This is a genomic window from Streptomyces sp. NBC_01013 (assembly GCF_045162765.1).
GTDB lineage: Bacteria > Actinomycetota > Actinomycetes > Streptomycetales > Streptomycetaceae > Streptomyces.
This window is the reverse complement of record NZ_CP108687.1, coordinates 2,364,173-2,389,185: the sequence shown is the minus strand read 5'-3', so window position 1 is coordinate 2,389,185 and position 25,013 is coordinate 2,364,173. Positions and strand designations below refer to the sequence as shown.

The following is a 25,013-nucleotide window of genomic DNA, read 5'->3' as shown; positions in this document are numbered from 1 at the left end:
TTCCATGTCCACCAAGCACACGCTCTCCGTCCTGGTCGAGAACAAGCCCGGTGTCCTCGCCCGGATCACCGCCCTGTTCTCCCGCCGCGGCTTCAACATCGACTCGCTCGCGGTCGGTACCACCGAACACCCCGACATCTCCCGCATCACCATCGTCGTGAATGTCGAGGACCTGCCCCTGGAGCAGGTCACCAAGCAGCTCAACAAGCTGGTCAACGTCCTGAAGATCGTCGAACTCGAGCCGTCCGCTGCGATCCAGCGTGAGCTCGTCCTGGTGAAGGTCCGCGCCGACAGCGAGACCCGCTCCCAGATCGTCGAGATCGTCCAGCTGTTCCGGGCAAAGACCGTGGACGTCTCCCCGGAGGCCGTCACGATCGAGGCGACCGGCGGCGCCGACAAGCTGGAGGCGATGCTCAAGATGCTGGAGCAGTACGGCATCAAGGAGCTCGTCCAGTCCGGAACCATCGCCATAGGACGCGGAGCGCGCTCGATCACCGACCGGTCGCTGCGCGCCCTCGACCGCACGGCATAAATCATTCCGGGCCCGCCGCGCCGCTCGCATGGCGAGACCCGAAAACGTAACTGACGCACCCCGCCGTACGGTGGGACGCAACACCTGCACACCAAGGAGAAGACCCAGTGGCCGAGATGTTCTACGACGACGATGCCGACCTGTCCATCATCCAGGGCCGCAAGGTCGCGGTTCTCGGCTACGGCAGCCAGGGCCACGCCCACGCGCTGTCGCTGCGCGACTCGGGTGTCGACGTCCGTGTGGGTCTGCACGAGGGCTCCAAGTCCAAGGCCAAGGCCGAGGAGCAGGGTCTGCGCGTGGTGACCCCGGCCGAGGCCGCCGCCGAAGCCGACGTGATCATGATCCTGGTTCCGGACCCGATCCAGGCCCAGGTCTACGAGGAGTCCGTCAAGGACAACCTCAAGGACGGCGACGCGCTGTTCTTCGGCCACGGCCTGAACATCCGCTTCGGCTTCATCAAGCCGCCGGCCGGCGTCGACGTCTGCATGGTCGCCCCCAAGGGCCCGGGCCACCTGGTCCGCCGCCAGTACGAGGAGGGCCGCGGCGTTCCGTGCATCGTGGCCGTCGAGCAGGACGCCTCGGGCAAGGGCCTGGAGCTCGCGCTCTCGTACGCCAAGGGCATCGGCGGCACCCGCGCCGGCGTCATCAAGACGACCTTCACCGAGGAGACCGAGACCGACCTGTTCGGTGAGCAGGCCGTCCTCTGCGGTGGCACCGCCGCCCTGGTCAAGGCCGGTTTCGAGACCCTGACCGAGGCCGGTTACCAGCCGGAGATCGCGTACTTCGAGTGCCTGCACGAGCTGAAGCTCATCGTCGACCTCATGTACGAGGGCGGCCTGGAGAAGATGCGCTGGTCGATCTCGGAGACCGCCGAGTGGGGCGACTACGTCACCGGCCCGCGGATCATCACGGACGCCACCAAGGCCGAGATGAAGAAGGTCCTCACCGAGATCCAGGACGGCACCTTCGCCAACGCCTGGATGGCCGAATACCACAACGGTCTGCCCAAGTACAACGAGTACAAGAAGGCCGACAGCGACCACCTGCTGGAGACCACCGGCCGTGAGCTGCGCAAGCTCATGAGCTGGGTCAACGACGAGGACGCGTAACACCGATGCCCGGGGGGCGGGTCCTGGACCCGCCCCCCGGGCATCTGCCCTGCTTCACCCGCTGGAAGAGGCGGCGTCGTACGTGTGTACAAGTCGTCCAGCCTCATGTGGGTGATCCTTCCAACGGGGCGCAGAATGCGTCCTCGCGCATGACTACACTTCTCCACACATACACGCGTCAGGCCCACAGTGTCGTGCGTCTTCCACGCGGCAAGCCCCTCCACCGCCTGCGGCCGTCGGGACGGCCGTCCGCACTGGATCTGTGAGGACTCACGTGAGCTCGAAACCTGTCGTACTCATCGCTGAAGAGCTGTCGCCCGCCACGGTGGACGCCCTGGGACCGGACTTCGAGATCCGGCACTGCAACGGCGCCGACCGCGCCGAGCTCCTCCCCGCGATCGCCGATGTCGACGCCATCCTGGTGCGCTCCGCCACCAAGGTCGACGCCGAGGCCATCGCCGCCGCGAAGAAGCTGAGGGTCGTCGCCCGCGCGGGCGTCGGTCTGGACAACGTCGATGTCTCCTCGGCCACCAAGGCCGGCGTCATGGTCGTGAACGCACCGACCTCCAACATCGTCACCGCCGCCGAGCTCGCCTGCGGCCTGCTCGTCGCCACGGCGCGCAACATCCCCCAGGCCAACACCGCCCTCAAGAACGGCGAGTGGAAGCGCTCCAAGTACACCGGCGTCGAGCTGAGCGAGAAGACCCTCGGTGTCGTCGGCCTCGGCCGCATCGGCGTCCTGGTCGCCCAGCGCATGTCGGCCTTCGGCATGAAGATCGTCGCGTACGACCCCTACGTCCAGCCGGCGCGTGCCGCGCAGATGGGCGTCAAGCTCCTCTCGCTGGACGAGCTGCTGGAGGTCTCCGACTTCATCACCGTGCACCTCCCCAAGACCCCGGAGACGCTCGGCCTGATCGGCGACGAGGCGCTGCACAAGGTGAAGCCCTCGGTGCGCATCGTCAACGCCGCGCGCGGTGGCATCGTCGACGAGGAGGCGCTGGCCTCCGCCCTCAAGGAGGGCCGCGTCGCGGGCGCCGGCCTGGACGTGTACACGAAGGAGCCCTGCACGGACTCCCCGCTGTTCCAGTTCGACCAGGTCGTCTGCACCCCGCACCTGGGCGCCTCCACCGACGAGGCCCAGGAGAAGGCGGGCATCGCGGTCGCCAAGTCGGTGCGCCTCGCACTGGCCGGCGAGCTCGTGCCGGACGCGGTCAACGTCCAGGGCGGCGTCATCGCCGAGGACGTCCGTCCCGGACTGCCGCTCGCCGAGAAGCTCGGCCGGATCTTCACCGCACTCGCGGGCGAGGTCGCGGCCCGTCTCGACGTCGAGGTGTACGGCGAGATCACCCAGCACGACGTGAAGGTGCTCGAACTCTCCGCCCTCAAGGGCGTCTTCGAGGACGTCGTCGACGAGACCGTGTCGTATGTGAACGCCCCGCTGTTCGCGCAGGAGCGCGGTGTCGAGGTCCGCCTCACCACCAGCTCCGAGTCGCCCGACCACCGCAACGTGGTCACCGTCCGCGGCACGCTGTCCGGCGGTGAGGAGGTCGCGGTCTCCGGCACGCTGGCCGGCCCCAAGCACCTCCAGAAGATCGTCGCCATCGGCGAGCACGATGTGGACCTGGCGCTCGCCGACCACATGGTGGTCCTGCGTTACGACGACCGCCCCGGCGTCGTCGGCGCGGTCGGCAAGATCCTGGGTGAGGCCGGTCTGAACATCGCGGGCATGCAGGTCTCCCGGGCCGACGTGGGCGGCGAGGCGCTGGTCGTCCTCACGGTCGACGACGACGTCCCGGCGTCGGTGCTTGCCGAGATCGCCGCCGAGATCGGTGCGGCCTCGGCCCGTTCGGTGAACCTGACCGACTGAGTCCGTCCCGCAGCCTCCGTGCCCGGCATCTAGACGTGTGTCTTACACGAACGTCTGCGTGCCGGGTACGCTGCTGTCATGGGACATCGTGAGGATCTGCTCGAAGGCGCCAAGCGCTGCCTGCTGGAGAAGGGGTACGCCCGGACGACGGCACGCGACATCGTTGCCGCCTCCGGTACGAACCTGGCGTCCATCGGCTACCACTACGGCTCCAAGGAGGCCCTGCTCAACCTCGCCTTCATCAAGGTGACGGAGGAGTGGGGCGACGTGCTGACCAATGAACCCGAGGGGGACGCCGACGGCGAGGACGAGTCCCGGGTGCCGCTCGACCAGTTCCGCGAGACCTGGGAGCGGGTGATCGGCAGCTACGAGCAGACCCGCTCGGTCTGGCAGCTCCAGATGGAGGTCATCTCCAGGATCGACACCGACCCCGAACTGCAGAAGGCCCTGGCCGGCCCGCAGCGCGAGGGCCGGAACGGGCTGGCGGAGAACATGCTGGGCATCGACCCGGAGGCCGATCCCGAGAAGGCGCGGGTAGCCGGCCTGTTCTGCCAGGCGCTGCTCGCAGGGGTCATGGTCCAGTGGATGATGGACCGCGACTCGGCGCCCTCGGCCCAGGATCTGACGGACGGGCTGAAGGCGGTCCTGGAGGGCCGCAACCCGTCGCCTTGAGGCCCGTCGCGTTGAGGCCCTTCGCGTTCAGGACTGCCCCGTCATCCCTGGCGGATCGGTGCGCGGCGTCAGATGCGGTGCACCGCAGGGCTGAGGGGCAACACCCCCGTGCTGGATGTGCTCGGGTGTTCCGGCACCGCCGCGAGGTACCGTAGCTGTCGCCGTGCACCCGCCAGGGATGACGGGACAGCCCTTGAGGTGCTCGGCGAGTGTGATCTGCAACTGCGTTGACGGAGGCGGACGTTGACACGCGGCATGGTGCGGCTTCAGGAGCCGGGCGGGTGCCCCGGCCCGCGTTTGACGGGCCGGGCCGCGCTGTGAGCGCCCGGGCCGGAGAGACGTTCCACCTCGCTCGGGCCGTCGCCGACATCGAGGCGCTGCTGGCCGCACCGCTGCCGGCCGCCGGGCCGACGGTGGCCGAGGGCGAGCGGGGCACGGGGGAGTGGACGGTGACCGCGGGCGAGGGTTTCCGGATCGCCCCGCTCTGGGAGAGCGAACGCCTCGACGAGGCGGACGGCGCCGGGTGGGACCACGCGGAGGAGGCGGCCGAGGCGCAGCTGGCCTCACTCGTCAAGGAACTGGAGGGCCGCTGGGGCGCCCACCATCAGGTGGCCGTCCACGTCCTGCTCCTCCGGCAGGAGAACGCCAGCGATACGTCGTCTCCTTTGCGGCAGGAGGTGGAAGCGGTGCCGCCGCTCTTCGAGGCGCTGCTCGATGAGGACTGTTACGGCGACCTCGCGGTATGGGGGCCGGTGTCCGCGCAGGGGCGCTGGGTGGGAGTGAGCGTCGGCCGGAGCGACGGCGACGCCCCCCTCGTCATGGCCGCCGTCGTCAGCGACCGGCCGATCGTCGCGCCCGCCCCGCCGTCCTGGATGTAGGCCCTGTCCGGCCGGCCGGTCCGTCGACCCGTCGACCCGCCAGCACCCTGACCTGCCGACCTGCCGACCTGCCGACCTGCCGACCTGCCGACCTGCCGACCCGCCGACCCGCCGACCCGCCGACCCGCCGACCCGCCCGGGGTCACGCCGGCGGCAGCGCCCGGCAGAGCGCCTCCAGCGCCGCGGTGAACGCGTGGTCCGGCGGGGAGGCGTACCCCACGACCAGGCCGTCCGGGACCGGCGTCGTCGCGGCCGGATGGCGGAAGGCGCCGAGTCCGTCGAGACCGAGTCCCTGCCAGACGGCAGCCTTGACCGTGGACTGCTCGGTGCCGGGCGGCAGTCGCAGGACGGCGTGCAGTCCGGCGGCGATGCCGGTGGGCGTGATGTGCGGGGCGTGGGCGGCGAGGGCCGCGACGAGCTGGTCACGACGGCCGCGGTAGCGCTGGCGCATCCGGCGGACATGGCGGTCGTAGTGCCCCGAATCGATGAGCTCGGCGAGGGTCAGCTGATCCGGCACGCTCGCCCAGGCCTCACGCTCGCCCTTCGCGGCCAGTACGGGCTCGACGAGGTGGTGCGGGAGCGCCATCCAGCCCAGCCGGACCGCCGGTGAGAGGCTCTTGCTGACCGAGCCCGCATAGACGACCCGCTCCGGGTCCAGCCCCTGCACGGCACCCACCGGCTCCCGGTCGTACCGGAACTCACCGTCGTAGTCGTCCTCCAGGACCAGTCCGCCCCGGCCGCGGGCCCAGTCGACGACGGCCGAGCGCCGCTCCGGATGCAGTGGCCCACCGGTGGGGAACTGGTGGGCCGGGGTGAGCAGGACGCCCCGCACACCCGGCAGTCCGGTCAGCTCGTCGACGCGCGCGCCGTGCTCGTCGAGCGTCAGCGGGACCGTGCGCACCGAGGCGGCCTCCAGGACCGACCGGTGGAAACCGAGCCCGTACGACTCCACGGCCAGCGGGCCGCGCAGCACGCCGCCCCCGAACAGCAGCCGCAGCCCATGGGCGAACCCGGAACAGATCACGATCCGTTCGGGGGTGGTACGCACGCCGCGTGAGCGCGCCAGGTAGTCCGTCAGGGCCCGCCGGAGCTCGATCCTTCCCTGGGGGTCGCCGGGCCCGAAGGCCTCGTCGGACGCCGCGTGCAGGGCGCGCCGGGCGGCGCCGAGCCAGGCGGTGCGCGGGAAGGAACCGGGGGTCGGCTTGCCCTGGCGCAGGTCGTGGGCGGGGCCGGCCGGCCTGTGCGGCGGCGTCTTCGGTACACGGGCGGGGGCCACGGGTGCGGTGCGTCGGGCGACCTGGGTCCCGGAGCCCTGCCGGGCGGTGAACCAGCCCTCCGCGACCAGCTCGGCGTAGGCGTCGGCGACGGTGTTGCGGGCCAGGCCGAGATCGGCGGCAAGCGACCGATAGGGCGGCAGCCGGGTGCCGGGGGCCAGCCTGCCGTCCCGCACGGCGTCGCGCAGCGCACGGATGAGGACGGCCCGCCGGCTGCCCGGGCCCGCCAGGTCGAGGAGCAGGTCACTGCCGATCCGCTCCGCGGAATTGACCCATGAATCTGACATGAAAATGCACCCTATGCCAGGTCTTTCCGGCTCCTAACGTAGAGGACATGACGAACCACGAAGCAGCACTCCACGCCCCTCGGATCAACTTCGCCAAGGCCGCCCCGAAGGCGTTCAAGGCCCTCATCGGCTTTGACGCAGCCGCCCGTCAGGGCCTGGATCCCGCACTGGTGGAACTGGTGCAGATCCGCTCCTCGCAGCTCAACGGCTGCGCGTACTGCCTGCACATGCACACCACCGACGCCCGCAAGGCCGGGGAGAGCGAGGAGCGGCTGCACATGGTGGCGGTCTGGCGGGAGGCCGCGCACTTCTTCACCGGTGAGGAGCAGGCCGCGCTGGCGCTCACGGAGGCCGTCACCCTGGTTTCCCACGGCGGAGTACCGGACGACGTCTACGCCCGCGCGGCAACGGTGTTCGAGGAGGCCGAACTCGCCGGCCTGCTGGCCCTGATCTTCGCCATCAACACCTGGAACCGCATCGCCCTGGCCACCGCCAAGGTGCCCGGCACGGACGAGCGGGCGGCCTGACCCCCCGTTCGCCCGGGGCCGGCCCCTCAGTCGCGGCCGGCCGTTCGTGCCCGGTCGTTCGTGCCCGGCCTTCGGCTCCGGCATTCCGGAAGCATCCCGGTTCTTGCGCGGTGGATCCTGGAGGTGCTCAGAGCCGGGACGCCTTCAGTGCCATGTGCAGCAGCAGCCGGTCCTCGCCGTCGTTCAGGTCCAGTCCGGTGAGCTGCTGGACCCGGGAGAGGCGGTAGTACAGCGTCTGGCGGTGGATGCCCAGCTCCGCCGCCGTCCGGGACGCCTGGCCCGCGCAGTCCAGGAACACCTCGGCGGTGCGGACGAGGTCCCGGTGCGCCGGGGTGAGCAGTGGCCGGACCGAGTGGTCGGGCGGTGCGCCGGGAGTGAGCGCGGTCAGCAGGCGGTACGGGCCGATGGCCGACCACTCGGTGACCTGGCCGAACCGTGTCTCCGCCGCGGCCGCCCGTGCCGCGGCGGACGCCTCGTGCCAGGCGTCGGCCAGTTCCGCCAGGCCGCGGCGGGGGACCGCGATCCCCGCGGTGGCCGCCGGTCCCGCGGTGGTGCGCAGCCGGCCGGCGGCGGTGAGCGCCGGGTCCAGGACCTCGTGCGACCGGAGCCGGACCAGTGCGGCCAGCGCCGGGCCCGCACCGCCCGGAGAAGGGAGCCCGGACAGGGCCGCCGCCGACGGGACCGTACGCACGGACGGCGGGTCGTCGGGCCACGGGGTCACGCACACCACGGTGTGCAGACCCTCCGCGTCGGCGCCGAGCGCCTCGCTGAGCGCGGCCACCGCCATGTCGCGCTGCCAGCCCTGCCCCGCCGTGAGGACCGCGCCGAACTCCCGGGACAGATCCGTGCCTGCCCGCGCCTCCTCGGAGAGCAGTGCCCCGATCCGGGCCGCGACGTCCATCGCCGCGTCCAGCTGCGGATCGGTCGGCCCCGGGTCGGCGTCCAGCAGCCATACGTAACCGAGTACGACACCCCGATGGCGTACGGGAAGACAGATCCGGCCGCGGTGGACACCGGCCTCGGGGGCCGCCGGAATACGGACCGGGCCGGTCGCGCGGGTGATGCCGAAGTTCTCGAACCATGCGCGGACGGCCGGGGTCGAGCGGCGGGTCAGGATCGAACGGGTGCGGACCGGGTCCATCGCCGAGTCGTCGTCGCTGTCGTGCGCCCCGAAGGCGACCAGACCGAAGTCCCGGTTCTCCAGCGTCGCGGGGACGCCGAGCAGCGCGGAGATCTCGTCGACCAGCTCCTGGTAATCGCCCTTCACCCGGCCATTCTCGCACCCCTTCAGACATATGTCTGAGATCCAGGGCACGGATGCGTGACAGCTGTCGATGGCACAGGATCGGGGGGATCCTTAGATTTCACGGTGGTTCTCCGTGCTGTACCGCTTCTGTTCCCTATCGGGCACTTGTGGTGGTTCGGCCTTCGTTCGTACTTTCCGTGGAGGTGCCCCGTGCTGGGTCCCGTGATTCTCGCCGCGTCACGCAGCGACAAGATGCGCCGTTTCATCTCGGCAGCCCCGGGCACGAAGCAGGTCGTCGACCGGTTCATCGCCGGTGAGACGGTCGAGCAGGTCGTCCCGATCATCGAGGACGCCGCCGACAAGGGCCTCGAAGTCACCCTCGACGTGGTCGGCGAGGACATCACCACCCCTGAGCAGGCCGCCGCCGCGCGCGACGCCTACCTGGAGCTCGTCGGCCGCCTCAAGGAGCTCGGCCTGGGCACGAAGGCGGAGATGTCCGTCAAGCTCTCCATGTTCGGCCAAGCGCTGGAGAACGGCCACGAGCTCGCCTTCGCCAACGTACGCCCGGTGGTCGAGGCCGCCGCCGCGATCGGCACCACGGTCACCCTGGACGCCGAGGACCACACCACCCTCGACTCGATGTTCGCCATCCACGAGGAGCTGCGGAAGGACCACCCGCAGACCGGATGTGTCATCCAGGCCTACCTCTTCCGCACCGAGGACGACGCCCGCCGCCTGGCCGCGGCCGGCAGCCGCGTGCGCATCGTGAAGGGGGCCTACAAGGAGCCCGCCTCCGTCGCGTACCAGGACAAGGCCGAGATCGACAAGGCGTACGTGCGCATCCTCAAGACGCTGATGGAGGGTGATGGGTACCCGATGATCGGGTCCCACGACCCGCGCCTGATCGCCATCGCCCAGGAACTGGGCCGCAAGGCCGGCCGCAAGCTCGACGAGTACGAGTTCCAGATGCTGTACGGCATCCGCACCGACGAGCACATCCGGCTGGCAGCAGAGGGCCACCGCATGCGTGTCTACACCGCGTACGGCACCGACTGGTACGGCTACTTCATGCGCCGCCTCGCGGAGAAGCCGGCCAACCTGCTGTTCTTCGGCCGCTCCATCCTCACCAAGGGCTGAGCCCCCTCCACCCCTCAACTGAAGGAGCAACGGAAACCATGGACGCTGTCACCCAGGTCCCCGCGCCGGTCAACGAGCCGGTCCACTCCTACGCCCCGGGCTCCCCGGAGCGCGCCCGCCTGGAGGCGAAGCTCAAGGAGCTCAGCCAGAACCCGATCGACCTGCCGATGACCATCGGCGGGGAGAAGCGGATGGGTGGCGGCGAGCGCTTCGACGTCGTCCAGCCGCACAACCACAAGGCCGTCATCGGTACCTTCGCCGGCGCCACCGAGCAGGACGCGCAGGACGCGATCGACGCCGCCCTCGCCGCCGCCCCGGCCTGGCGCGCGATGGCCTTCGACGACCGCGCCGCCATCATCCTGCGCGCCGCCGAGCTGCTCTCCGGCCCCTGGCGCGAGACGCTGGCCGCCTCCACGATGCTCGGCCAGGGCAAGACCGCCCAGCAGGCCGAGATCGACACCCCCTGCGAGCTCGTCGACTTCTGGCGCTTCAACGTGCACTACGCGCGCCAGATCCTGGCCGAGCAGCCCCCGGCCAACTCCCCGGGTGTGTGGAACCGCATGGACCACCGCCCGCTGGAGGGCTTCGTCTACGCGATCACGCCGTTCAACTTCACGGCGATCGCGGGCAACCTGCCCACCGCCCCCGCCCTCATGGGCAACGTGGTGGTCTGGAAGCCGTCCCCCACGCAGACCCACGCCGCCGTGCTGCTGATGCAGCTCCTGGAGGAGGCCGGCCTGCCCAAGGGCGTCATCAACCTGGTGACGGGCGACGGCATCGCCGTCTCCGAGGCGGCCCTGAACCACCGCGACCTGGCCGGCATCCACTTCACCGGCTCGACCCCCACCTTCCAGCACCTGTGGAAGACGGTCGGCAACAACATCGCCAACTACCGCACCTACCCGCGGCTCGTCGGCGAGACCGGCGGCAAGGACTTCGTCGTCGCCCACCCGTCGGCCGACCACGCGATCCTGAAGACCGCGCTGACCCGTGGCTCCTTCGAGTTCCAGGGCCAGAAGTGCTCGGCGTCCTCGCGTGCCTACGTCCCGGCCTCCATCTGGAACTCCGGTTTCAAGGAGAAGTTCGCGGCCGAGGTCGACTCGATCACCATGGGCGACGTCACCGACCTGTCGCACTTCATGGGTGCCGTCATCGACGACCGCGCCTTCGCGAAGAACAAGGCCGCCATCGACCGTGCCGCGGCCGACCCGGCGTGCACGATCATCGCCGGCGGCACGTACGACGACTCGGTGGGCTACTTCGTCCGCCCGACCGTCATCGAGTGCAGCGACCCCGAGAACGAGGTCTTCACGACCGAGTACTTCGGCCCGATCCTCGCGATCCACGTCTACGAGGACGAGAAGTTCGACGAGATGCTGGCGCAGATGGAGTCGGTCTCCGACTACGCCCTGACCGGCTCCGTCATCGCGAACGACCGCGCCGCGGCCGCGTACACGATGGAGAAGCTGCGGTACGCCGCGGGCAACTTCTACATCAACGACAAGTCGACCGGTGCCGTCGTCGGCCAGCAGCCCTTCGGTGGCGGCCGTGCCTCGGGTACGAACGACAAGGCGGGCGCCCCGCAGAACCTCCAGCGCTGGACCCTGACCCGGGCCATCAAGGAGACGCTGGTCCCGCCGACCGAGTACACCTACCCCCACCAGGGCTGACACCCCCGGGGCGCCGCCCTCCGGCACCCCGCCACGAACTCCGCCTCCCGACCGGTTCCCCTGCCGGCCGGGGGGCGGTTTCCGTTTTCGGGCGGGTGCGGTCAGTACAGGAACCGCTTGACCACCGCGTCGCCCGCGTCTGCCGTGCGTTCGTAGAAGTCGACCACCCGGCGGAAGTGGGCGGCGAGGACGGCGCGGACCTCTGGTTCCGGCATGCCCCAGTGCGCGGTGAAGCCGCCGGCGGCGGCGTCCCACAGTCCGTCGAACGGGTGGCTGCGGAGGAACTCCACCACCTCGCGCACCTGTGCGGCCGTCAGTGTGACTGACGGCGCCTCGGTTCCGGCCGGATCCTCATGAACGGTCCCGCCGAAGACCGGGAGTTCGCGGCTGCCGTGGTCCGGCGGTGCGAGGAGGCAGAGCTCGTGCACCGTGGGGAAGTCCTTGGATATGTGCAGATCCGTCGCGAGGCGGTCGAGCTCGTCGTCCGTATCGGCGAAGACGGCCGACACCCCCACGAAGTCCCGCGGCAGCCCAGGGGCCGGGACGGCCCGCGCCTGCATGCTGAAACTCATCGTTGTCCTTCCCCCGGGCTGTCGTCCCAGCCTCTGCTTCCGAACAGTAGGGGCGACCACTGACATGGATACGCGTAGCGGGTTCCGGTGGTCGTGGCTCTCCCACCGACCGATGTCCTGCCGGGCTGTCAGCCGGCGGGGCCGAACGGGTGTCGCGGTCAGGCCCAGCCGTGCACGATCAACGCCAGCCCCGCCGCGAACCCGCCGCCCAGCAACGCAAGGTAGCGACCGTAGTGGCGGCGGTGGCGGCGCATCAGGAGACCGAAACCGGCGAAGGCGAGGCCCACCGTCAGCGTGCGTGAGCCACGGGCCGCCGCCGACGCGGTGAGCCAGTCGGGCACAGGTACCTCCGCGCGGCCCGCCTCGGCGCCGTACACCTTGAACGGGATGCCGTTCCACGGCTGGTGGCGCACCGCGGACGCGCCCTCCAGGGCCAGTTCGTGCCGGACCTCCGCCCGCATCCGGTCCGTCGTCAGCGGGGCGGGCAGGTGCACGCCGGCCGACGCCAGGTGCAGGGCCAGCAGACCGCCGGCCAGGCTGCCGGCCAGCGCGCCCAGGGACATCTTCAGGGCCGCGCGCGGCACCGCCACACACACCGCGCCCAGCAGCAGCTCCGGCATCAGCGGCCAGCTCAGCGCCTCCGCGAACGCCCAGCAGAACGCCAGCGGCACACCCCAGCGCGAGGCGACGACCGCCGCCACCCGCCGCCGCGTCGCGGAGTCCCTCAGCGGCTCGGCGACCGTACGCGTGTGCAGCGCCACCACCGCGTCGCGGGCCTGCTCCGGGGTCACGGCCGACGGCAGCGGTTCACCGATCGTCACCCGGACCAGCGCCGAGCGCAGGCGCCCGTGCTTGGGCAGCAGCCGGTCCGTACCGGCGATCCCCACCGGCACCACCGGCACCCCCGCCTCCTCCGCCAGGACCAGCGCGCCCCGGTGGAAGGAGCCCAGCGCACCGTCCTGCGCCCGGGTGCCCTCGGGGAACAGCACGACCGCCCGGCCCGCCCGCAGCTCACCGGCCATCGTGAGCAGGTCCTCCATCCCGCCGCCGCCGCGCCGCACCGGGAAGCCGGCCGCCAGCCTGCGGCAGATCCGCCGCCGCCACGGGGAGGCGAACCAGTAGTCGGCCGCCGCCCCGATCGCCGGGCTGTGCCGGGCGTCGAGTGCCGCGAGGAGCGCGGCGGTGTCCGCGTGCGAGGAGTGGTTGGCGACCACCACACAGCCGCCGCGCGGCAGCCGGCCCCGCCGCTCGACCCCGCCGGTGATGCTGAGCACGCCCCACCACAGTCCGCGCCGGAGCGCGGCACCGACGCGGGAGCGGCGCGGGAGCACGGCTCGGGCGGGGAGGTTCAGGAGCGTACTCATCACGTCATCACCGTCGCCAGGAGAAGGGCCACCAGCAGGGAGTCGATCCGGTCGAGCAGGCCACCGAAGCCGGGCAGCCAGCTGCCCGCGTCCTTGACTCCGGACTCGCGCTTGACCATGGACTCGATCAGGTCGCCGAGCACACAGCCGCCCGTCACCGCGGCCCAGAGCGGGAGACTGAACTCGCCGAGTACGAGCAGGAGTACGGCCGTGGCGACGGCCGCGCCGAGCACGCCCGCCCAGGTCTTGTTGGGGGAGAGCGGCGACAGCGGCCGTGCGAGCGGGCCGCGCCGGCCCAGGGCCGTACCGCCGCACCAGGCGCCGACATCGCCGAGCGCCACCGCCAGGCCCACAGCCACAGCGGTCTCGCCGAGCGTCACCAGGCCCGTCAGCGCGACGGGAATCCACAGCAGCCCGAACGCCGTCCGGGCGGTCCGGGTGAAACCGGTCCGGTCGTCCCCCGCGAGCACGGACGGGAGCGCGGCGGCGATCAGCAGCAGCGCCGCCACCCGCAGGTCCAAAAGGTGCGGTGCCAGCCAGGCCAGCGCCGGGAGGGCGAGCGCGGCCGCCGCCAGCACCGCATGGTCGCCACGCCGCAGCCCCGCCATCCGGACGAACTCGCTCGCCGCGATCACTCCGAGCCCCGCGGCCAGGGCGTACGTACCGCCGCCGCCCAGGAAGTACGCCCCCAGGAAGACCGGTGCGACCAGCGCCCAGGTCCGCCACCGCCTGCGCAGCTCGGCCCGCATCCGTACCTTCGACGGCAGGACCGCGACCGCCACCCCGCCCGCCCCCAGCACACCCGCGACCAGCGGCACCGCCCGAGCGGCCGCCTCCTCGGCGATCAGTACGGCGCTCATGCCAGCTCCTTCCACAGGCCGGCCAGCCGGAGCACCGCCGTGAGCAGCGAACCGGCGGCGATCACGATCAGTACCGGTACGACCCAGCCGCTCGCCGCCGCGACCACCACCAGCAGGCAGCGCTCGGTCTTGCCGACCGGTCCTCCGTTGCGCCGGGAAGCACCTGCCGCGGCGCCGGCCAGAGAGACCCAGGACGGCAGCGTCGCCGCGAGCGCGGCCACCGCCACCAGCCACAGCGGGGCGAGTGCCAGGAAGCCGGCCAGGACGACCAGGTCCGCGACCCGGTCCCCGAGCTCGTTCAGCACCGCACCGCGCCGGGTCGTGCGGCCCGTGTCGCGGGCCAGGGCCCCGTCCAGGTTGGCGAAGGCGAGCCGGGCCGCGAGCAGCACGGCGACCGGAAGCGCGGCGAGCCCGGTGGGCAGCCAGGCCAGCGCGGCAGCGGCACCGGCCGCCGAGACCACGCCGGCGGCGGTGAGGGTGTCTGGCGACACCTCACGGCGGACCAGTGCGGCGCGGACACCGGCGAGCCGGTCCGCGTACCAGGGCTTGAGAGCGTAGAGGCCGTTCATGGGGTCAACTCTCTTGCTCCGCACCATTCCTCGACACGGGTCAGGTACTCAAACGACTGCTGAGTACCCCGGGGGCACGGGGAGGACGTCTCGCCTACGCGCCCGCGCGAATCCCCGCGCGAATCAGGTGGCGATTCCTCGCGCGAATCAGGGGGCGAGCATGCCGGAGCCGTCCCTGGAAGGAGCACCGGACACGGTCGCGAGCACCGTTCTCGCACCGGAGCGGCCGATGTGGCCGGTGGGCCGTGTCACACCCCTGAGCCGGTGCGATCTCTCGCCGGCCGGGCGCTCATCAGGCAGCTGAGAGTGAGTGGGAGGTGAGCGCGCGTAAACCTCCGTCTCAGATAGTAGGAAGTCCGAGTAATTGTGGAGACAGACCGGCCTGGCTGCCTTAGCTTTGTAAGAGCCGAACGTCTCGCTAGATCAAGCGACTGGCGGTCGTGAGCGCGCGCCCCGAAGCAGGCAACCCCTGCGGCGTCTGCTCCCCGCCCCTTCCGGCACCTCGAAATCCCTGATCTCGACATCACGTTCACGTTTTTCGATCTCGAAATCCTCGCGATCTCAAGGAGTCGATCCACCATGGCCCAGACCACTGTCCGCCGCGTCCGCCACACCCACCGCCCGACCGAGTCGGAGCGGCAGAATGCCGCCGCCGCCCTGCAGCGCGCCCTCGACCGCAGGGACAACGGCGGCTCCACCGGTCACTGAGCCGCACCGGCACTCAGCCGTGGGCCGTGGCTCCGGGCTCAGCCTCGGCTGATCTCGAAGTGGTCGATGCGCTCACCGGACTCGGCGAGCGCGGTGACCTTCATCCGCGCGTTCCGTCCGGGCTCCACCTCCACCGCGAGGAACGAGAACCCGGTGTAGCGCACCCGCGACCACTCCACGGTCTCGACGGCCTTACCGCCACCCTTGACCACGTGGTACGTCTCCACGCTCTCCCGGTCCGCGACATGCCCTTCGTAGCTGTCGGGCACCGGGAAGTTGTACAGGGCCTTTCCTGCGCCGCCTGCTGTGACGTAGACGATGCCGTCCCGCGTCGGGTCGGTGCGCTCGCCGATCGGCACCGTGCGCCGGACCGCGTTCTTGAGGATCGCGTCGGTGCGCTCGTAGACGTGGTTGTGCCCGTTGATGACCAGGTCCACCTGGTGCTTCTCGAAGAGCGGCACCCAGGCGTCGCGCACCCCGCCGTCCGAGGCGTGGGCATTGGTCGTGGAGAAGGCGCAGTGGTGGAAGAAGACCACCAGGAAGTCGATGTCGTGGCGCGCCCGCAGCTCGCCCAGGCGCCGGTCCAGCCAGCGGGTCTGCCGGCCTTCGCTGATGCCGAAGTTGGCGGGGATCTCGTAGGACACGTCGTTGGCGTCGAGCGCGATCACACCCACGTTGCCGTGCACGAAGGAGTACGCCCCGGGCTGGTTCACCGGGTCCGGGCCGTTGTCCGGCAGGGTCCAGCGGGCGTTCTGGCCGCCGTAGCCGTCCGGCGAGTACCAGGCCTCCATGTCGTGGTTGCCGGTCGTCACCATCCACGGCACGGTCTTGGAGACCGTCTCCGTCTGGGCCAGGAACTGGTCCCAGGTGCGCGCGTCATAGGTGTCGCTGCTCTGTCCGGAGCCCGACGGGTCGGCGTAGCAGATGTCCCCCGCGTGCAGGTGGAAGGCGGGGTTCTGGCCCAGGATCAGCTGGTCGTTGCCGAGTGCGTGGTAGCTGACGCCCTGGTCGCCGAAGGCGGTGAAGGTGAACGAGGCGGCGCGCGAGGGCGCGGTGGTGAAGGTGCCGAGCGTGCCCAGGTTGCGGGTGTCGGCAGGGTCGAAGCCGTCGTGGCCCACGCCGTAGTAGTACGTCGTGCCGGGCTTCAGCCGCTCCAGGGCCGCGTGCACGTAGTACTGCTCGGCGGCCGCGATCCTGCCGTCGTTCAGCAGCGGCGTCGTCAGGTGGCGCACCTCGGCGTCGATCTTCCGGCTCAGCGCCCACGGCTTCAGGCCGATCCGGATGTACGGGCGGCGCACCGCGAACGGCACCTGCCAGGAGACCGTCATCTGCGTCTGAGGGTCGGCGCCGTAGGCCAGGTGCCGGCCGAAGGGAGCGACCAGCGAACCGTCCACCCGCGTGGAGCTGTGCGAGGTGAGCGCCGAGTGAGCCGCGTACGCGGGGGAGGAGGCGAGCGAGGTGCCGAGTCCGGCCACGGCCGCGGTCGCCGCACCCGTGCGCAGCACACCGCGTCGCGTCAGCCGGGTACGGAGGTAGTCGTGCTGCTCGGCCATGCTCATGCGGTCGGCGAGCTTCTCGGAGATACCGAAACGGGGGATGTCCATGGGCGACAACATCCACGGGCTCCCTGACGGCACCCCCTCGGATAGATGAACGGTACACGTACAGCTGCCCATATGTCCGCATGGTGGACGCCATGTGTCATGGGGTGGGACGCCCAGTAAGGTGCCGGACATGTCTCGCAGCATCAATCTCGCAGTGATCCCCGGTGACGGTATCGGCCAGGAGGTCGTGGCTCAGGGCCTCAAGGTCCTCAACGCTGTTCTCCCGCAGGATGTGAAGCTGGAGACCAAGGAGTACGACCTTGGCGCCCAGCGCTGGCACCGCACCGGTGAAACCCTCCCGGACGCGGAGCTGGAGGCCCTCAAGGGCCATGACGCCATCCTGCTCGGCGCGATCGGCGACCCGTCCGTGCCCTCGGGCGTTCTGGAGCGCGGGCTGCTGCTGAAGCTGCGCTTCGCCTTCGACCACTTCATCAACCTGCGGCCGTCGAAGCTGTTCCCGAACACGGCGACCCCGCTGGCCGGCAGCCCCGAGATCGACTTCGTCGTCGTCCGTGAGGGCACCGAGGGCCCGTACACCGGCAACGGCGGTTCGCTGCGTACCGGCACGGAGCACGAGGTCGCCACCGAGGTCAGCCTCAACACGGCCTTCGGCGTGGAGCGCGTCGTCCGGGACGCCTTCGAGCGGGCCGCCGCCCGCCCGCGCAAGAAGCTGACGCTGGTCCACAAGAACAACGTCCTCGTCTACGCGGGCCACCTGTGGAAGAACACCTTCGACAAGGTCGCGGCCGAGTACCCGCAGGTCACCACCGACTATCTGCACGTCGACGCGGCGACGATCTTCTTCGTCACCCAGCCGGAGCGCTTCGACGTCATCGTCACCGACAACCTCTTCGGTGACATCCTGACCGACCTCGCCGCGGCCATCTCCGGCGGCATCGGCCTGGCCGCGTCCGGCAACATCAACCCGACGGGTGCCTTCCCGTCGATGTTCGAGCCGGTCCACGGCACTGCCCCCGACATCGCGGGCCAGGGCAAGGCCGACCCGACCGCCACGGTCCTCTCCGTCGCCCTCCTGCTGCGACACCTCGGCTACGAGGCCGAGGCCGCGCGCATCGAGGACGCCGTCTCCGCCGACCTCGCGGAGCGCGACGGTGCCCGCAGCACCGACGAGATCGGTGACGCGCTCGCGGTACGCGTAGCGGGCTGATCCGACGACTTGCTCAGAAGCCGCCGGGTCGCACACGCACCCGGCGGCTTCTCCTGTGCGGCCCCGGGTGTCACCATCGAACCCTGGACCGCATTCACGTCATTTCGTGCACGGCACCCCACGAGAGATAATCGAACGGGACCGTGGCTTGCCGCGAAGCTCGGACGTCCTAGCACCTGTCCGACAGGAGCTGGCGTGGGCGTGGTCCTACACACACAAAACCGGTGAAGGACACGTACTCATGACGACGCCCACGATCGAGCTCAAGCCCTCCTCGAACCCGCTGTCCGACGCGGAGCGCGAGGCGATCCTGGTCAAGCCCGGCTTCGGCCGCCACTTCACCGATCACATGGTGACGATCAAGTGGACCGAGGGCCGCGGCTGGCACGACGCCCAGCTCGTCCCGTACGCGCCGCTGTCGATCGACCCCGCCAACATGACGCTGCACTACGGCCAGGAGATCTTCGAGGGTCTCAAGGCCTACCGCCAGCCCGACGGCACGGTCGCCACCTTCCGCCCCGAGGCCAACGCCGCGCGCTTCCAGTCGTCCGCCCGCCGCCTCGCCATGCCGGAGCTCCCCGTCGAGACGTTCGTCGCGGCCTGTGACGCGCTCGTCCAGCAGGACGCGGCCTGGGTCCCGGCCCACGGCGGCGAGGAGTCGCTGTACCTGCGCCCGTTCATGATCGCGACCGAGGTCGGGCTCGGTGTCCGGCCGGCCAACGAGTACCTCTTCCTGGTCATCGCCTCGCCGGCCGGCGCGTACTTCCCCGGCGGTGTGAAGCCCGTCTCCATCTGGCTCTCCGAGGACCGCGTCCGCGCCGTCCCCGGAGGCATGGGCGACGCCAAGACCGGCGGCAACTACGCCGCGTCCCTCCTGGCCCAGGCGGAGGCCGCGGCCAAGGGCTGCGACCAGGTCGCCTACCTCGACGCCGTCGAGCACAAGTGGGTCGAGGAACTCGGCGGGATGAACCTGTACTTCGTGTACGGGAACAAGATCGTGACCCCGGCCCTGACCGGCTCCCTGCTCGCGGGCATCACCCGCGACTCGCTGCTCAGGCTCGCCGCGGACCTCGGCTACGAGCCCGAGGAGAGCCGCGTCTCCATCGACCAGTGGCGTGACGACACGGCGAACGGCACCCTGACCGAGGTCTTCGCCTGCGGCACCGCCGCCGTCATCACCCCGGTCGGCACCGTGAAGAGCGCGGGCGGCGAGTGGACCCAGGGCGACGGCACGCCGGGCCCGGTCACCCTCCGGCTGCGCGAGCGCCTGCTGGACATCCAGCGCGGCACCGCCGAGGACACCCACGGCTGGATGCACTCGCTCGGATAGTCGTCCCGCAGTCGGGTATCTCCCGTACGCACAAAAGGGGCCGCGTCCGCCGGACGCGGCCCCTTTTTGCGCGCACGTCTTGGAGTGATGCTCAAATGCTGTCTCCTGATATTCCCTTCTGCCTTGTCTCCTGGTTAGAGTGCTGCTCTAACCAGGAGGTGTGAGGACGTGCGACTGACCCCGACCGAGCGGGACCGGCTGCTGCTCTTCGGCGCGGCCGAGCTGGCCCGCGCCCGCCGGGCCCGTGGTCTGAGGCTGAACGTGCCCGAGGCCACCGCCCTGATCGCGGACACCGTCTGCGAGGCTGCCCGGGACGGGCGCCGGCTCGCCGAGGCCATCGAGGCCGCGCGCCGGGTCCTGGGCCCGGACGACGTGCTGCCGGGGGTCGCCGATGTCGTCACCGAGGTCCATGTGGAGGCGGTCTTCGACGACGGATCGCGGCTCGCCGTGGTCTCCCGGCCGCTGGGTGCCGGACTCGGCGACGAGGCGCCCGGCGCGGTCGTGCCCGGGCCCGCCACTCCGGAGCCCGAGCCCGCGGTACGGCTGGGCGTCCGCAACACGGCGACCGTGCCGGTCTCCGTGACCTCGCATTTCCACTTCTTCGAAGCCAATCCGCGGCTCGACTTCGACCGGGCGGCGGCGTACGGGATGCGGCTGTCCGTGCCCGCGGGATCCTCCGTCCGCTTCGGACCGGGGGAGAGCGTCGAGGTGGGCCTGGTGCCCATCGGCGGCGACCGCGTCGCGATCGGGTTCGCCGGACTGGTCGACGGGCCCCTCGACGCGCCCGGCGCCCGCGAGGAGGCGCTGCGGCGGGCAGCCGCCTGCGGCTACCTGGGGGCCGCGCGATGAGCATCGATCCCCACGAGTACGCCTCCGTGCACGGCCCGCGCGCCGGTGACCGGGTCAGGCTCGGCGACTCCGGGCTGACCGTCAGGGTCGAGTCCGACGCCCAGAAGCCGGGCGACGAGTTCCTTGCCGGGTTCGGCAAGACCGCCCGGGACGGCCTCCATCTCAAGGCCGCAGCCGTCCGGGAGACCTGCGACGTGGTGATCAGCAACGTGCTGGTCATCGACGCGGTGCAGGGCGTCCGGAAGGTGTCCATCGGCATTCGCGAGGGCCGGATCTCCGCGGTCGGCCGGGCAGGGAACCCGGACACCCTCGACGGGGTGGACGTCGTCGTCGGCACGGGGACCTCGATCGTGTCCGGCGAGGGCCTCGTGGCGACTGCCGGAGCCGTCGACACGCATGTCCACCTGCTCTCGCCGCGGATCATGGAGGCTTCGCTCGCCTCCGGCGTCACCACGATCATCGGTCAGGAGTTCGGCCCGGTCTGGGGCGTCGGCGTCAACTCGCCCTGGGCCCTGCGCCACGCCTTCAACGCCTTCGACGCCTGGCCGGTCAACATCGGCTTCCTGGGCCGCGGTTCCTCCTCCCACGAGGCGCCGCTCGTGGAGGCGCTGGCCGAGGGCGGGGCCTGCGGCTTCAAGGTCCACGAGGACATGGGCGCCCACACCCGCGCCCTGGACACCGCGCTGCGCGTCGCCGAGGAGTACGACGTCCAGGTGGCCCTGCACAGCGACGGGCTGAACGAGTGCCTGTCGGTCGAGGACACCCTGCGCGTCCTGGAGGGCCGGACCATCCACGCCTTCCACATCGAGGGCTGCGGCGGCGGGCACGTCCCCAACGTCCTGAAGATGGCCGGCGTGCCGAACGTCATCGGCTCCTCCACCAACCCGACCCTCCCCTTCGGCCGGGACGCGGTCGCCGAGCACTACGGGATGATCGTCTCCGTACACGACCTGAAGACGGACCTGCCGGGCGATGCCGCCATGGCCCGCGACCGGATCAGAGCGGGGACCATGGGAGCCGAGGACGTGTTGCACGACCTGGGGGCCATCGGCATCACCTCCTCCGACGCGCAGGGCATGGGGCGGGCCGGAGAGACCGTCCGCCGCACCTTCGCCATGGCCGGGAAGATGAAGGCAGAACTCGGCCCGATGGAGGGCGACGGCCCGGGCGACGACAACGCGCGGGTGCTCCGCTACATCGCCAAGCTCACCATCAATCCGGCCATCGCCCACGGCCTCGCACACGAGATCGGCTCCATCGAGACCGGGAAGCTCGCCGACATCGTGCTGTGGCGCCCCGAGTTCTTCGGTGCGAAGCCGCAACTGGTCCTGAAGTCGGGCTTCCCCGCCTACGGCGTCACGGGCGACCCCAACGCCGCCACCGACACCTGCGAACCCCTCGTCCTCGGTCCGCAGTTCGGTGCGTACGGGGCCACCGCAGCCGATCTCTCGGTCGCCTTCGTCTCGCAGGCAGCCACCCAGCTGGGGGCGGACGCCATGCCCACCCGCAGACGACGGGTCGGGGTCCGCGGCACCCGCTCCATCGGCCCCGCCGACCTGCACCTCAACTCCCGTACCGGAACCGTCGACGTGGACGCGCGCAGCGGCCTCGTCACCCTGGACGGCGACCCGCTCAGTTCCGAACCCGCCGAATCGGTCTCCCTCAACCGGCTCTACTTCCTCTGAGAGCATCCAAGGACTCGCAGTGACCTTTCGTATGCCGCCCGAATGGGCCCCGCACGAACGCACCTGGATGGCCTGGCCGGGCCCCAATCCCACCTTCGACACCGCGGCCGGACTCGACGAGGCCCGCCGCGCCTGGGCCGCCGTCGCCCACGCCGTCCGCCGCTTCGAACCCGTCACGGTGGTCGTCGGCCCCGGCCAGGAGGACAGCGCCCGCGCCCTGCTCGGCCCGCAGATCGAGCTGGCGGTGCGCCCGCTCGACGACGCGTGGATGCGCGACATCGGCCCCACCTTCGTCACCGACGGCGAGGAACTGGCCGCCGTCGACTGGACGTTCAACGGCTGGGGTGCCCAGGGCTGGGCCCGCTGGCAGAACGACCGGCACATCGCCCGCTCCGTCGCCGAGCTCGCCCGAGTCCCCGTGCACGGCTCGCCGCTCGTCAACGAGGGCGGCGCGATCCACGTCGACGGCGAAGGCACCGTGCTGCTCACGGAGACCGTCCAGCTCGGCGAGGAACGCAACCCCACCTGGACCCGTGAGCAGGTCGAGACCGAGGTCCACGCGCGCCTCGGCACCCGCAAGGCCATCTGGCTGCCCCGTGGCCTGTCCGGAGACTACGGAACGTACGGCACGCTCGGGCATGTCGACATCGTCGCCGCCTTCGCACGCCCCGGCACCGTCGTCGCCCACGTCCAGCCGGACCCGGCCCACCCCGACCACGAGATCACCCGGGAGACCGTCCGCGTCCTGCGCGCCGCCACCGACGCGAGGGGACGGCCGCTGGAGGTCGTGGAGGTCCTGGCGCCCACCGTGCTGCGGGCCGGCGGGGAGTGGGTCGACTACTCCTACATCAACCACTACCTCTGCAACGGCGGCGTCGTCCTGTGCGCCTTCGGCGACCCGCGCGACGAACTCGCCGCCGGGATTTTCCGCCGCCTCTTCCCCACCCGTACGGTGACACTCGTCGACGCCCGCGCGATCTTCGCGGGGGGCGGCGGCATCCACTGCATCACCCAGCAACAGCCCAAGGTCTGAACCGTGCCCTCCACCCCGCGCAGCCGCAACACCGCACCGCCCCGCGAGGCCGTGCTCGCCGCCGTCATGGCCACCGTCGCCGAACGCGGCCTCGACGGCCTCACGATGGCCGGGCTCGGCCGCGAGGTCGGCATGAGCAGCGGCCACCTCCTCTACTACTTCCGCACCAAGGACGAGCTGCTGCTCCAGACGCTGGAGTGGAGCGAGAACCGGCTCGGGGCCGAGCGGCGCCGCCTGCTGTCCCGGCCGGGCACGGTCCGCGAACGGCTCGGCGCCTACATCGCCCTCTACCTCCCCGACGGCCACCGCGACCCGCACTGGACGCTCTGGCTGGAGGTCTGGAACCGCTCGCGCGACGCCGACGACGAGGCCCGTGCCCGGCAGTCCGCGATCGAAGGGGCCTGGCACCGCGACCTGGTGGCGTTGCTCGCCGAAGGCGGCTCGCGCGGCGAGTTCCGCCGGGTCGACGCCGAGCGTTACGCGACCCGGCTGCGCGCCCTGCTGGACGGCTTCAGCGTCCATGTGGCGGTCGGCCTCCCCGGCACGTCGCGGGACCAAGTCCTGGAAAGAGTGGCGGAGTTCATCGACGAAACGCTGTCCGTCATCCACTGACGTCACCCGACCGTGAACGAAACGCACGTAAGTACGCGCGATCGTTGCGCCCTGCACCCTTGTTGCGATCCCGGCCGTTCCGGCACGGTGGCCAACCATGGGACGAGAGCAGTGGAAGAAAATCTGGGTCGGCTCCGCCGGCAACATGGTCGAGTGGTTCGACTGGTTCGTGTACGCGACCTTCGCGGTGTACTTCGCGGACTCGTTCTTCCCCGAAGGCAACGAGACCGCCAACCTCATGAACACGATGGGCATCTTCGCCGTCGGGTTCTTCATGCGGCCGGTCGGCGGCTGGCTGCTCGGCCGGATCGGGGACCGCAAGGGCCGCAAGGCCGCGCTCACCCTGACCGTCACCCTCATGTCCGCCTCCGCGGTCCTCATCGCGATCGCCCCGACCTACGACGTCGCCGGGTACGGCGGTGTCGCCGTGCTGATGGTGGCCCGGCTGCTCCAGGGGCTGTCCGTCGGCGGTGAGTACGCGGCCAGCGCCACCTACCTCACGGAGGCCTCCGCGCCCGAGAAGCGCGGCTTCGCCTCCAGCTTCCAGTACGTCTCCATGACCGCCGGGCAGCTCGTCGGCCTCGGCCTCCAGATCCTCCTGCAGCGCAACATGTCCGAGGCGGCGCTGCACAGCTGGGGCTGGCGCATCCCGTTCGTCGTCGGCGCGCTCGGTGCCGGCATCGTCTTCTACCTGCGCCGCTCCATGCTGGAGACCGAGGTGTACGCCGACTCCGGCGCCGCCGAGCAGCAGGACCGCGGCACGCTGAAGGTGCTGTGGCAGCACCGGCGCGAGGCGTTCCTCGTGATGGCGCTGACCATGGGCGGCACCGTCGCCTACTACACGTACACGACCTACCTCACGAAGTTCCTCTCCAAGAGCGCCGGCATGGAGAAGTCCACCGCCTCGCTCGTCAGCTTCTGCGCGCTGTTCGTCTTCATGTGCATCCAGCCCCTGGCCGGAATGCTGTCCGACCGGATCGGCCGGCGCCCGCTGCTGATCACCTTCGCGGTCGGGTCGACCTTCCTGACCGTGCCGATCATGACGATGCTCAGGCACGCGGACACCTTCTGGCCCGCGCTCGGCCTCGCGCTCCTCGCGCTGCTCGTGATCACCGGCTACACCTCCATCAACGCCTGCGTGAAGGCCGAGCTCTTCCCGACCGGTATCCGCGCCCTGGGCGTCGGTCTCTCGTACGCCGTCGCCAACGCCCTGTTCGGCGGCACCGCCGAGTACGTGGCGCTGTGGTTCAAGAACGCCGGTGCCGAATCCGGCTTCTACTGGTACGTGGCGGGATGCGCCGCGGTCTCGCTGGTCGTCTACCTGACGATGCGCGAGACCCGCGACATCGATCTGAACCGGGTCGCCGCCGTGCGGGCAGGGGAGAAGACGTCGCCGGCAGGGGCGACGAGCGTCACGCCCGCATCCTGAGACGGGGCGGGGCACGGAAGCGGTCGTGTGC

Annotated in this window: 23 protein-coding genes; 16 read left to right on the top strand and 7 right to left on the bottom strand. The window is 70.9% G+C overall.

The features are described from left to right. Positions 1-4 precede the first annotated feature (4 nt). From ilvN to OG538_RS10130, 5 genes are all read left to right on the top strand, one after another. Positions 5-532, top strand: coding sequence for an acetolactate synthase small subunit (gene ilvN / locus OG538_RS10150; RefSeq protein ID WP_136329340.1), 528 nt, complete (start codon positions 5-7; stop codon positions 530-532). Between the two features lie 107 nt (positions 533-639). Further along, a complete protein-coding gene (ilvC, locus tag OG538_RS10145) occupies positions 640-1,641 on the top strand; it encodes a ketol-acid reductoisomerase (protein ID WP_406092241.1) in 1,002 nt (333 codons plus the stop codon). Between the two features lie 274 nt (positions 1,642-1,915). Continuing rightward, a complete protein-coding gene (gene serA, locus OG538_RS10140) occupies positions 1,916-3,508 on the top strand; it encodes a phosphoglycerate dehydrogenase (protein ID WP_406092239.1) in 1,593 nt (530 codons plus the stop codon). 78 nt (positions 3,509-3,586) lie between these two features. Continuing rightward, entirely contained in the window at positions 3,587-4,180 is a 594-nt protein-coding gene (locus OG538_RS10135) for a TetR/AcrR family transcriptional regulator (protein WP_406092237.1), read from the top strand. A 317-nt stretch (positions 4,181-4,497) separates the two neighbouring features. After that, a complete protein-coding gene (locus OG538_RS10130; protein WP_406092235.1) occupies positions 4,498-5,058 on the top strand; it encodes a hypothetical protein in 561 nt (186 codons plus the stop codon). Positions 5,059-5,200: 142 nt separating this feature from the next. Here OG538_RS10130 and OG538_RS10125 read toward each other — a convergent pair whose 3' ends face one another. Beyond that, entirely contained in the window at positions 5,201-6,619 is a 1,419-nt protein-coding gene (locus tag OG538_RS10125) for a PLP-dependent aminotransferase family protein (protein WP_406092234.1), read from the bottom strand. Positions 6,620-6,666: 47 nt separating this feature from the next. Here OG538_RS10125 and OG538_RS10120 point away from each other — a divergent pair, with 47 nt between their 5' ends. Further along, the gene (locus OG538_RS10120) at positions 6,667-7,146 is read left to right on the top strand and encodes a carboxymuconolactone decarboxylase family protein (protein WP_406092232.1); all 480 of its coding nucleotides are present in this window, start codon (positions 6,667-6,669) and stop codon (positions 7,144-7,146) included. Between the two features lie 127 nt (positions 7,147-7,273). Here the strand turns inward: OG538_RS10120 and OG538_RS10115 are convergent, their stop codons facing one another. Continuing rightward, positions 7,274-8,413, bottom strand: coding sequence for a PucR family transcriptional regulator (locus OG538_RS10115; RefSeq protein ID WP_406092230.1), 1,140 nt, complete (start codon positions 8,411-8,413; stop codon positions 7,274-7,276). 189 nt (positions 8,414-8,602) lie between these two features. Here OG538_RS10115 and OG538_RS10110 point away from each other — a divergent pair, with 189 nt between their 5' ends. Both OG538_RS10110 and pruA read left to right on the top strand, forming a co-directional pair. Next, a complete protein-coding gene (locus tag OG538_RS10110; protein WP_406092228.1) occupies positions 8,603-9,529 on the top strand; it encodes a proline dehydrogenase family protein in 927 nt (308 codons plus the stop codon). A 38-nt stretch (positions 9,530-9,567) separates the two neighbouring features. Continuing rightward, positions 9,568-11,199, top strand: a complete 1,632-nt coding sequence (gene pruA, locus OG538_RS10105) for an L-glutamate gamma-semialdehyde dehydrogenase (RefSeq protein ID WP_406092226.1) — start codon at positions 9,568-9,570, stop codon at positions 11,197-11,199. Positions 11,200-11,300: 101 nt separating this feature from the next. On the opposite strand, the gene OG538_RS10100 is transcribed toward pruA, so the two are convergent. The 4 genes from OG538_RS10100 to OG538_RS10085 form a co-directional block, all read right to left on the bottom strand. Then, on the bottom strand, positions 11,301-11,771 hold the full coding sequence (locus OG538_RS10100) for a DUF1877 family protein (protein WP_406092224.1): 471 nt from the start codon (positions 11,769-11,771) through the stop codon (positions 11,301-11,303). Positions 11,772-11,929: 158 nt separating this feature from the next. Continuing rightward, on the bottom strand, positions 11,930-13,135 hold the full coding sequence (locus OG538_RS10095) for a lysophospholipid acyltransferase family protein (RefSeq protein ID WP_406092222.1): 1,206 nt from the start codon (positions 13,133-13,135) through the stop codon (positions 11,930-11,932). Next, positions 13,135-13,995: a phosphatidate cytidylyltransferase gene (locus tag OG538_RS10090; RefSeq protein WP_406092220.1), complete on the bottom strand. Its 861-nt coding sequence runs from the start codon at positions 13,993-13,995 to the stop codon at positions 13,135-13,137. Before OG538_RS10090 ends, OG538_RS10095 begins: the two co-directional genes overlap by 1 nt. Further along, positions 13,992-14,564, bottom strand: coding sequence for a CDP-alcohol phosphatidyltransferase family protein (locus OG538_RS10085; protein ID WP_406092218.1), 573 nt, complete (start codon positions 14,562-14,564; stop codon positions 13,992-13,994). The genes OG538_RS10090 and OG538_RS10085 overlap by 4 nt, the downstream gene beginning before the upstream one ends. Before the next feature lie 579 nt (positions 14,565-15,143). Between OG538_RS10085 and OG538_RS10080 the strand changes: the two genes are divergently transcribed. Further along, positions 15,144-15,272 (top strand): hypothetical protein, encoded by a 129-nt coding sequence (locus OG538_RS10080; RefSeq protein ID WP_406092216.1) that lies wholly within the window; start codon positions 15,144-15,146, stop codon positions 15,270-15,272. 38 nt (positions 15,273-15,310) lie between these two features. Here OG538_RS10080 and OG538_RS10075 read toward each other — a convergent pair whose 3' ends face one another. Beyond that, positions 15,311-16,876 carry a purple acid phosphatase family protein gene (locus OG538_RS10075; RefSeq protein WP_406092214.1) on the bottom strand — a complete coding sequence of 522 codons (1,566 nt, stop codon included), beginning with the start codon at positions 16,874-16,876 and terminating at the stop codon, positions 15,311-15,313. 130 nt (positions 16,877-17,006) lie between these two features. Between OG538_RS10075 and OG538_RS10070 the strand changes: the two genes are divergently transcribed. From OG538_RS10070 to OG538_RS10040, 7 genes are all read left to right on the top strand, one after another. Next, positions 17,007-18,044 (top strand): 3-isopropylmalate dehydrogenase, encoded by a 1,038-nt coding sequence (locus tag OG538_RS10070; RefSeq protein WP_406092212.1) that lies wholly within the window; start codon positions 17,007-17,009, stop codon positions 18,042-18,044. Positions 18,045-18,285: 241 nt separating this feature from the next. Next, complete coding sequence (locus OG538_RS10065; RefSeq protein ID WP_406092210.1) at positions 18,286-19,374, top strand: branched-chain amino acid aminotransferase; 1,089 nt, start codon at positions 18,286-18,288, stop codon at positions 19,372-19,374. Between the two features lie 168 nt (positions 19,375-19,542). Next, positions 19,543-20,223, top strand: coding sequence for an urease subunit gamma (gene ureA / locus OG538_RS10060; protein ID WP_406092208.1), 681 nt, complete (start codon positions 19,543-19,545; stop codon positions 20,221-20,223). Then, complete coding sequence (locus OG538_RS10055) at positions 20,220-21,908, top strand: urease subunit alpha (RefSeq protein ID WP_406092206.1); 1,689 nt, start codon at positions 20,220-20,222, stop codon at positions 21,906-21,908. The genes ureA and OG538_RS10055 overlap by 4 nt, the downstream gene beginning before the upstream one ends. A 31-nt stretch (positions 21,909-21,939) precedes the next feature. Then, entirely contained in the window at positions 21,940-22,941 is a 1,002-nt protein-coding gene (locus tag OG538_RS10050; RefSeq protein WP_406100045.1) for an agmatine/peptidylarginine deiminase, read from the top strand. A 3-nt stretch (positions 22,942-22,944) separates the two neighbouring features. Beyond that, positions 22,945-23,553, top strand: coding sequence for a TetR/AcrR family transcriptional regulator (locus OG538_RS10045; RefSeq protein ID WP_406092204.1), 609 nt, complete (start codon positions 22,945-22,947; stop codon positions 23,551-23,553). A 97-nt stretch (positions 23,554-23,650) separates the two neighbouring features. Continuing rightward, on the top strand, positions 23,651-24,982 hold the full coding sequence (locus OG538_RS10040) for an MFS transporter (protein ID WP_406092202.1): 1,332 nt from the start codon (positions 23,651-23,653) through the stop codon (positions 24,980-24,982). The last annotated feature ends 31 nt before the right edge of the window (positions 24,983-25,013 follow it).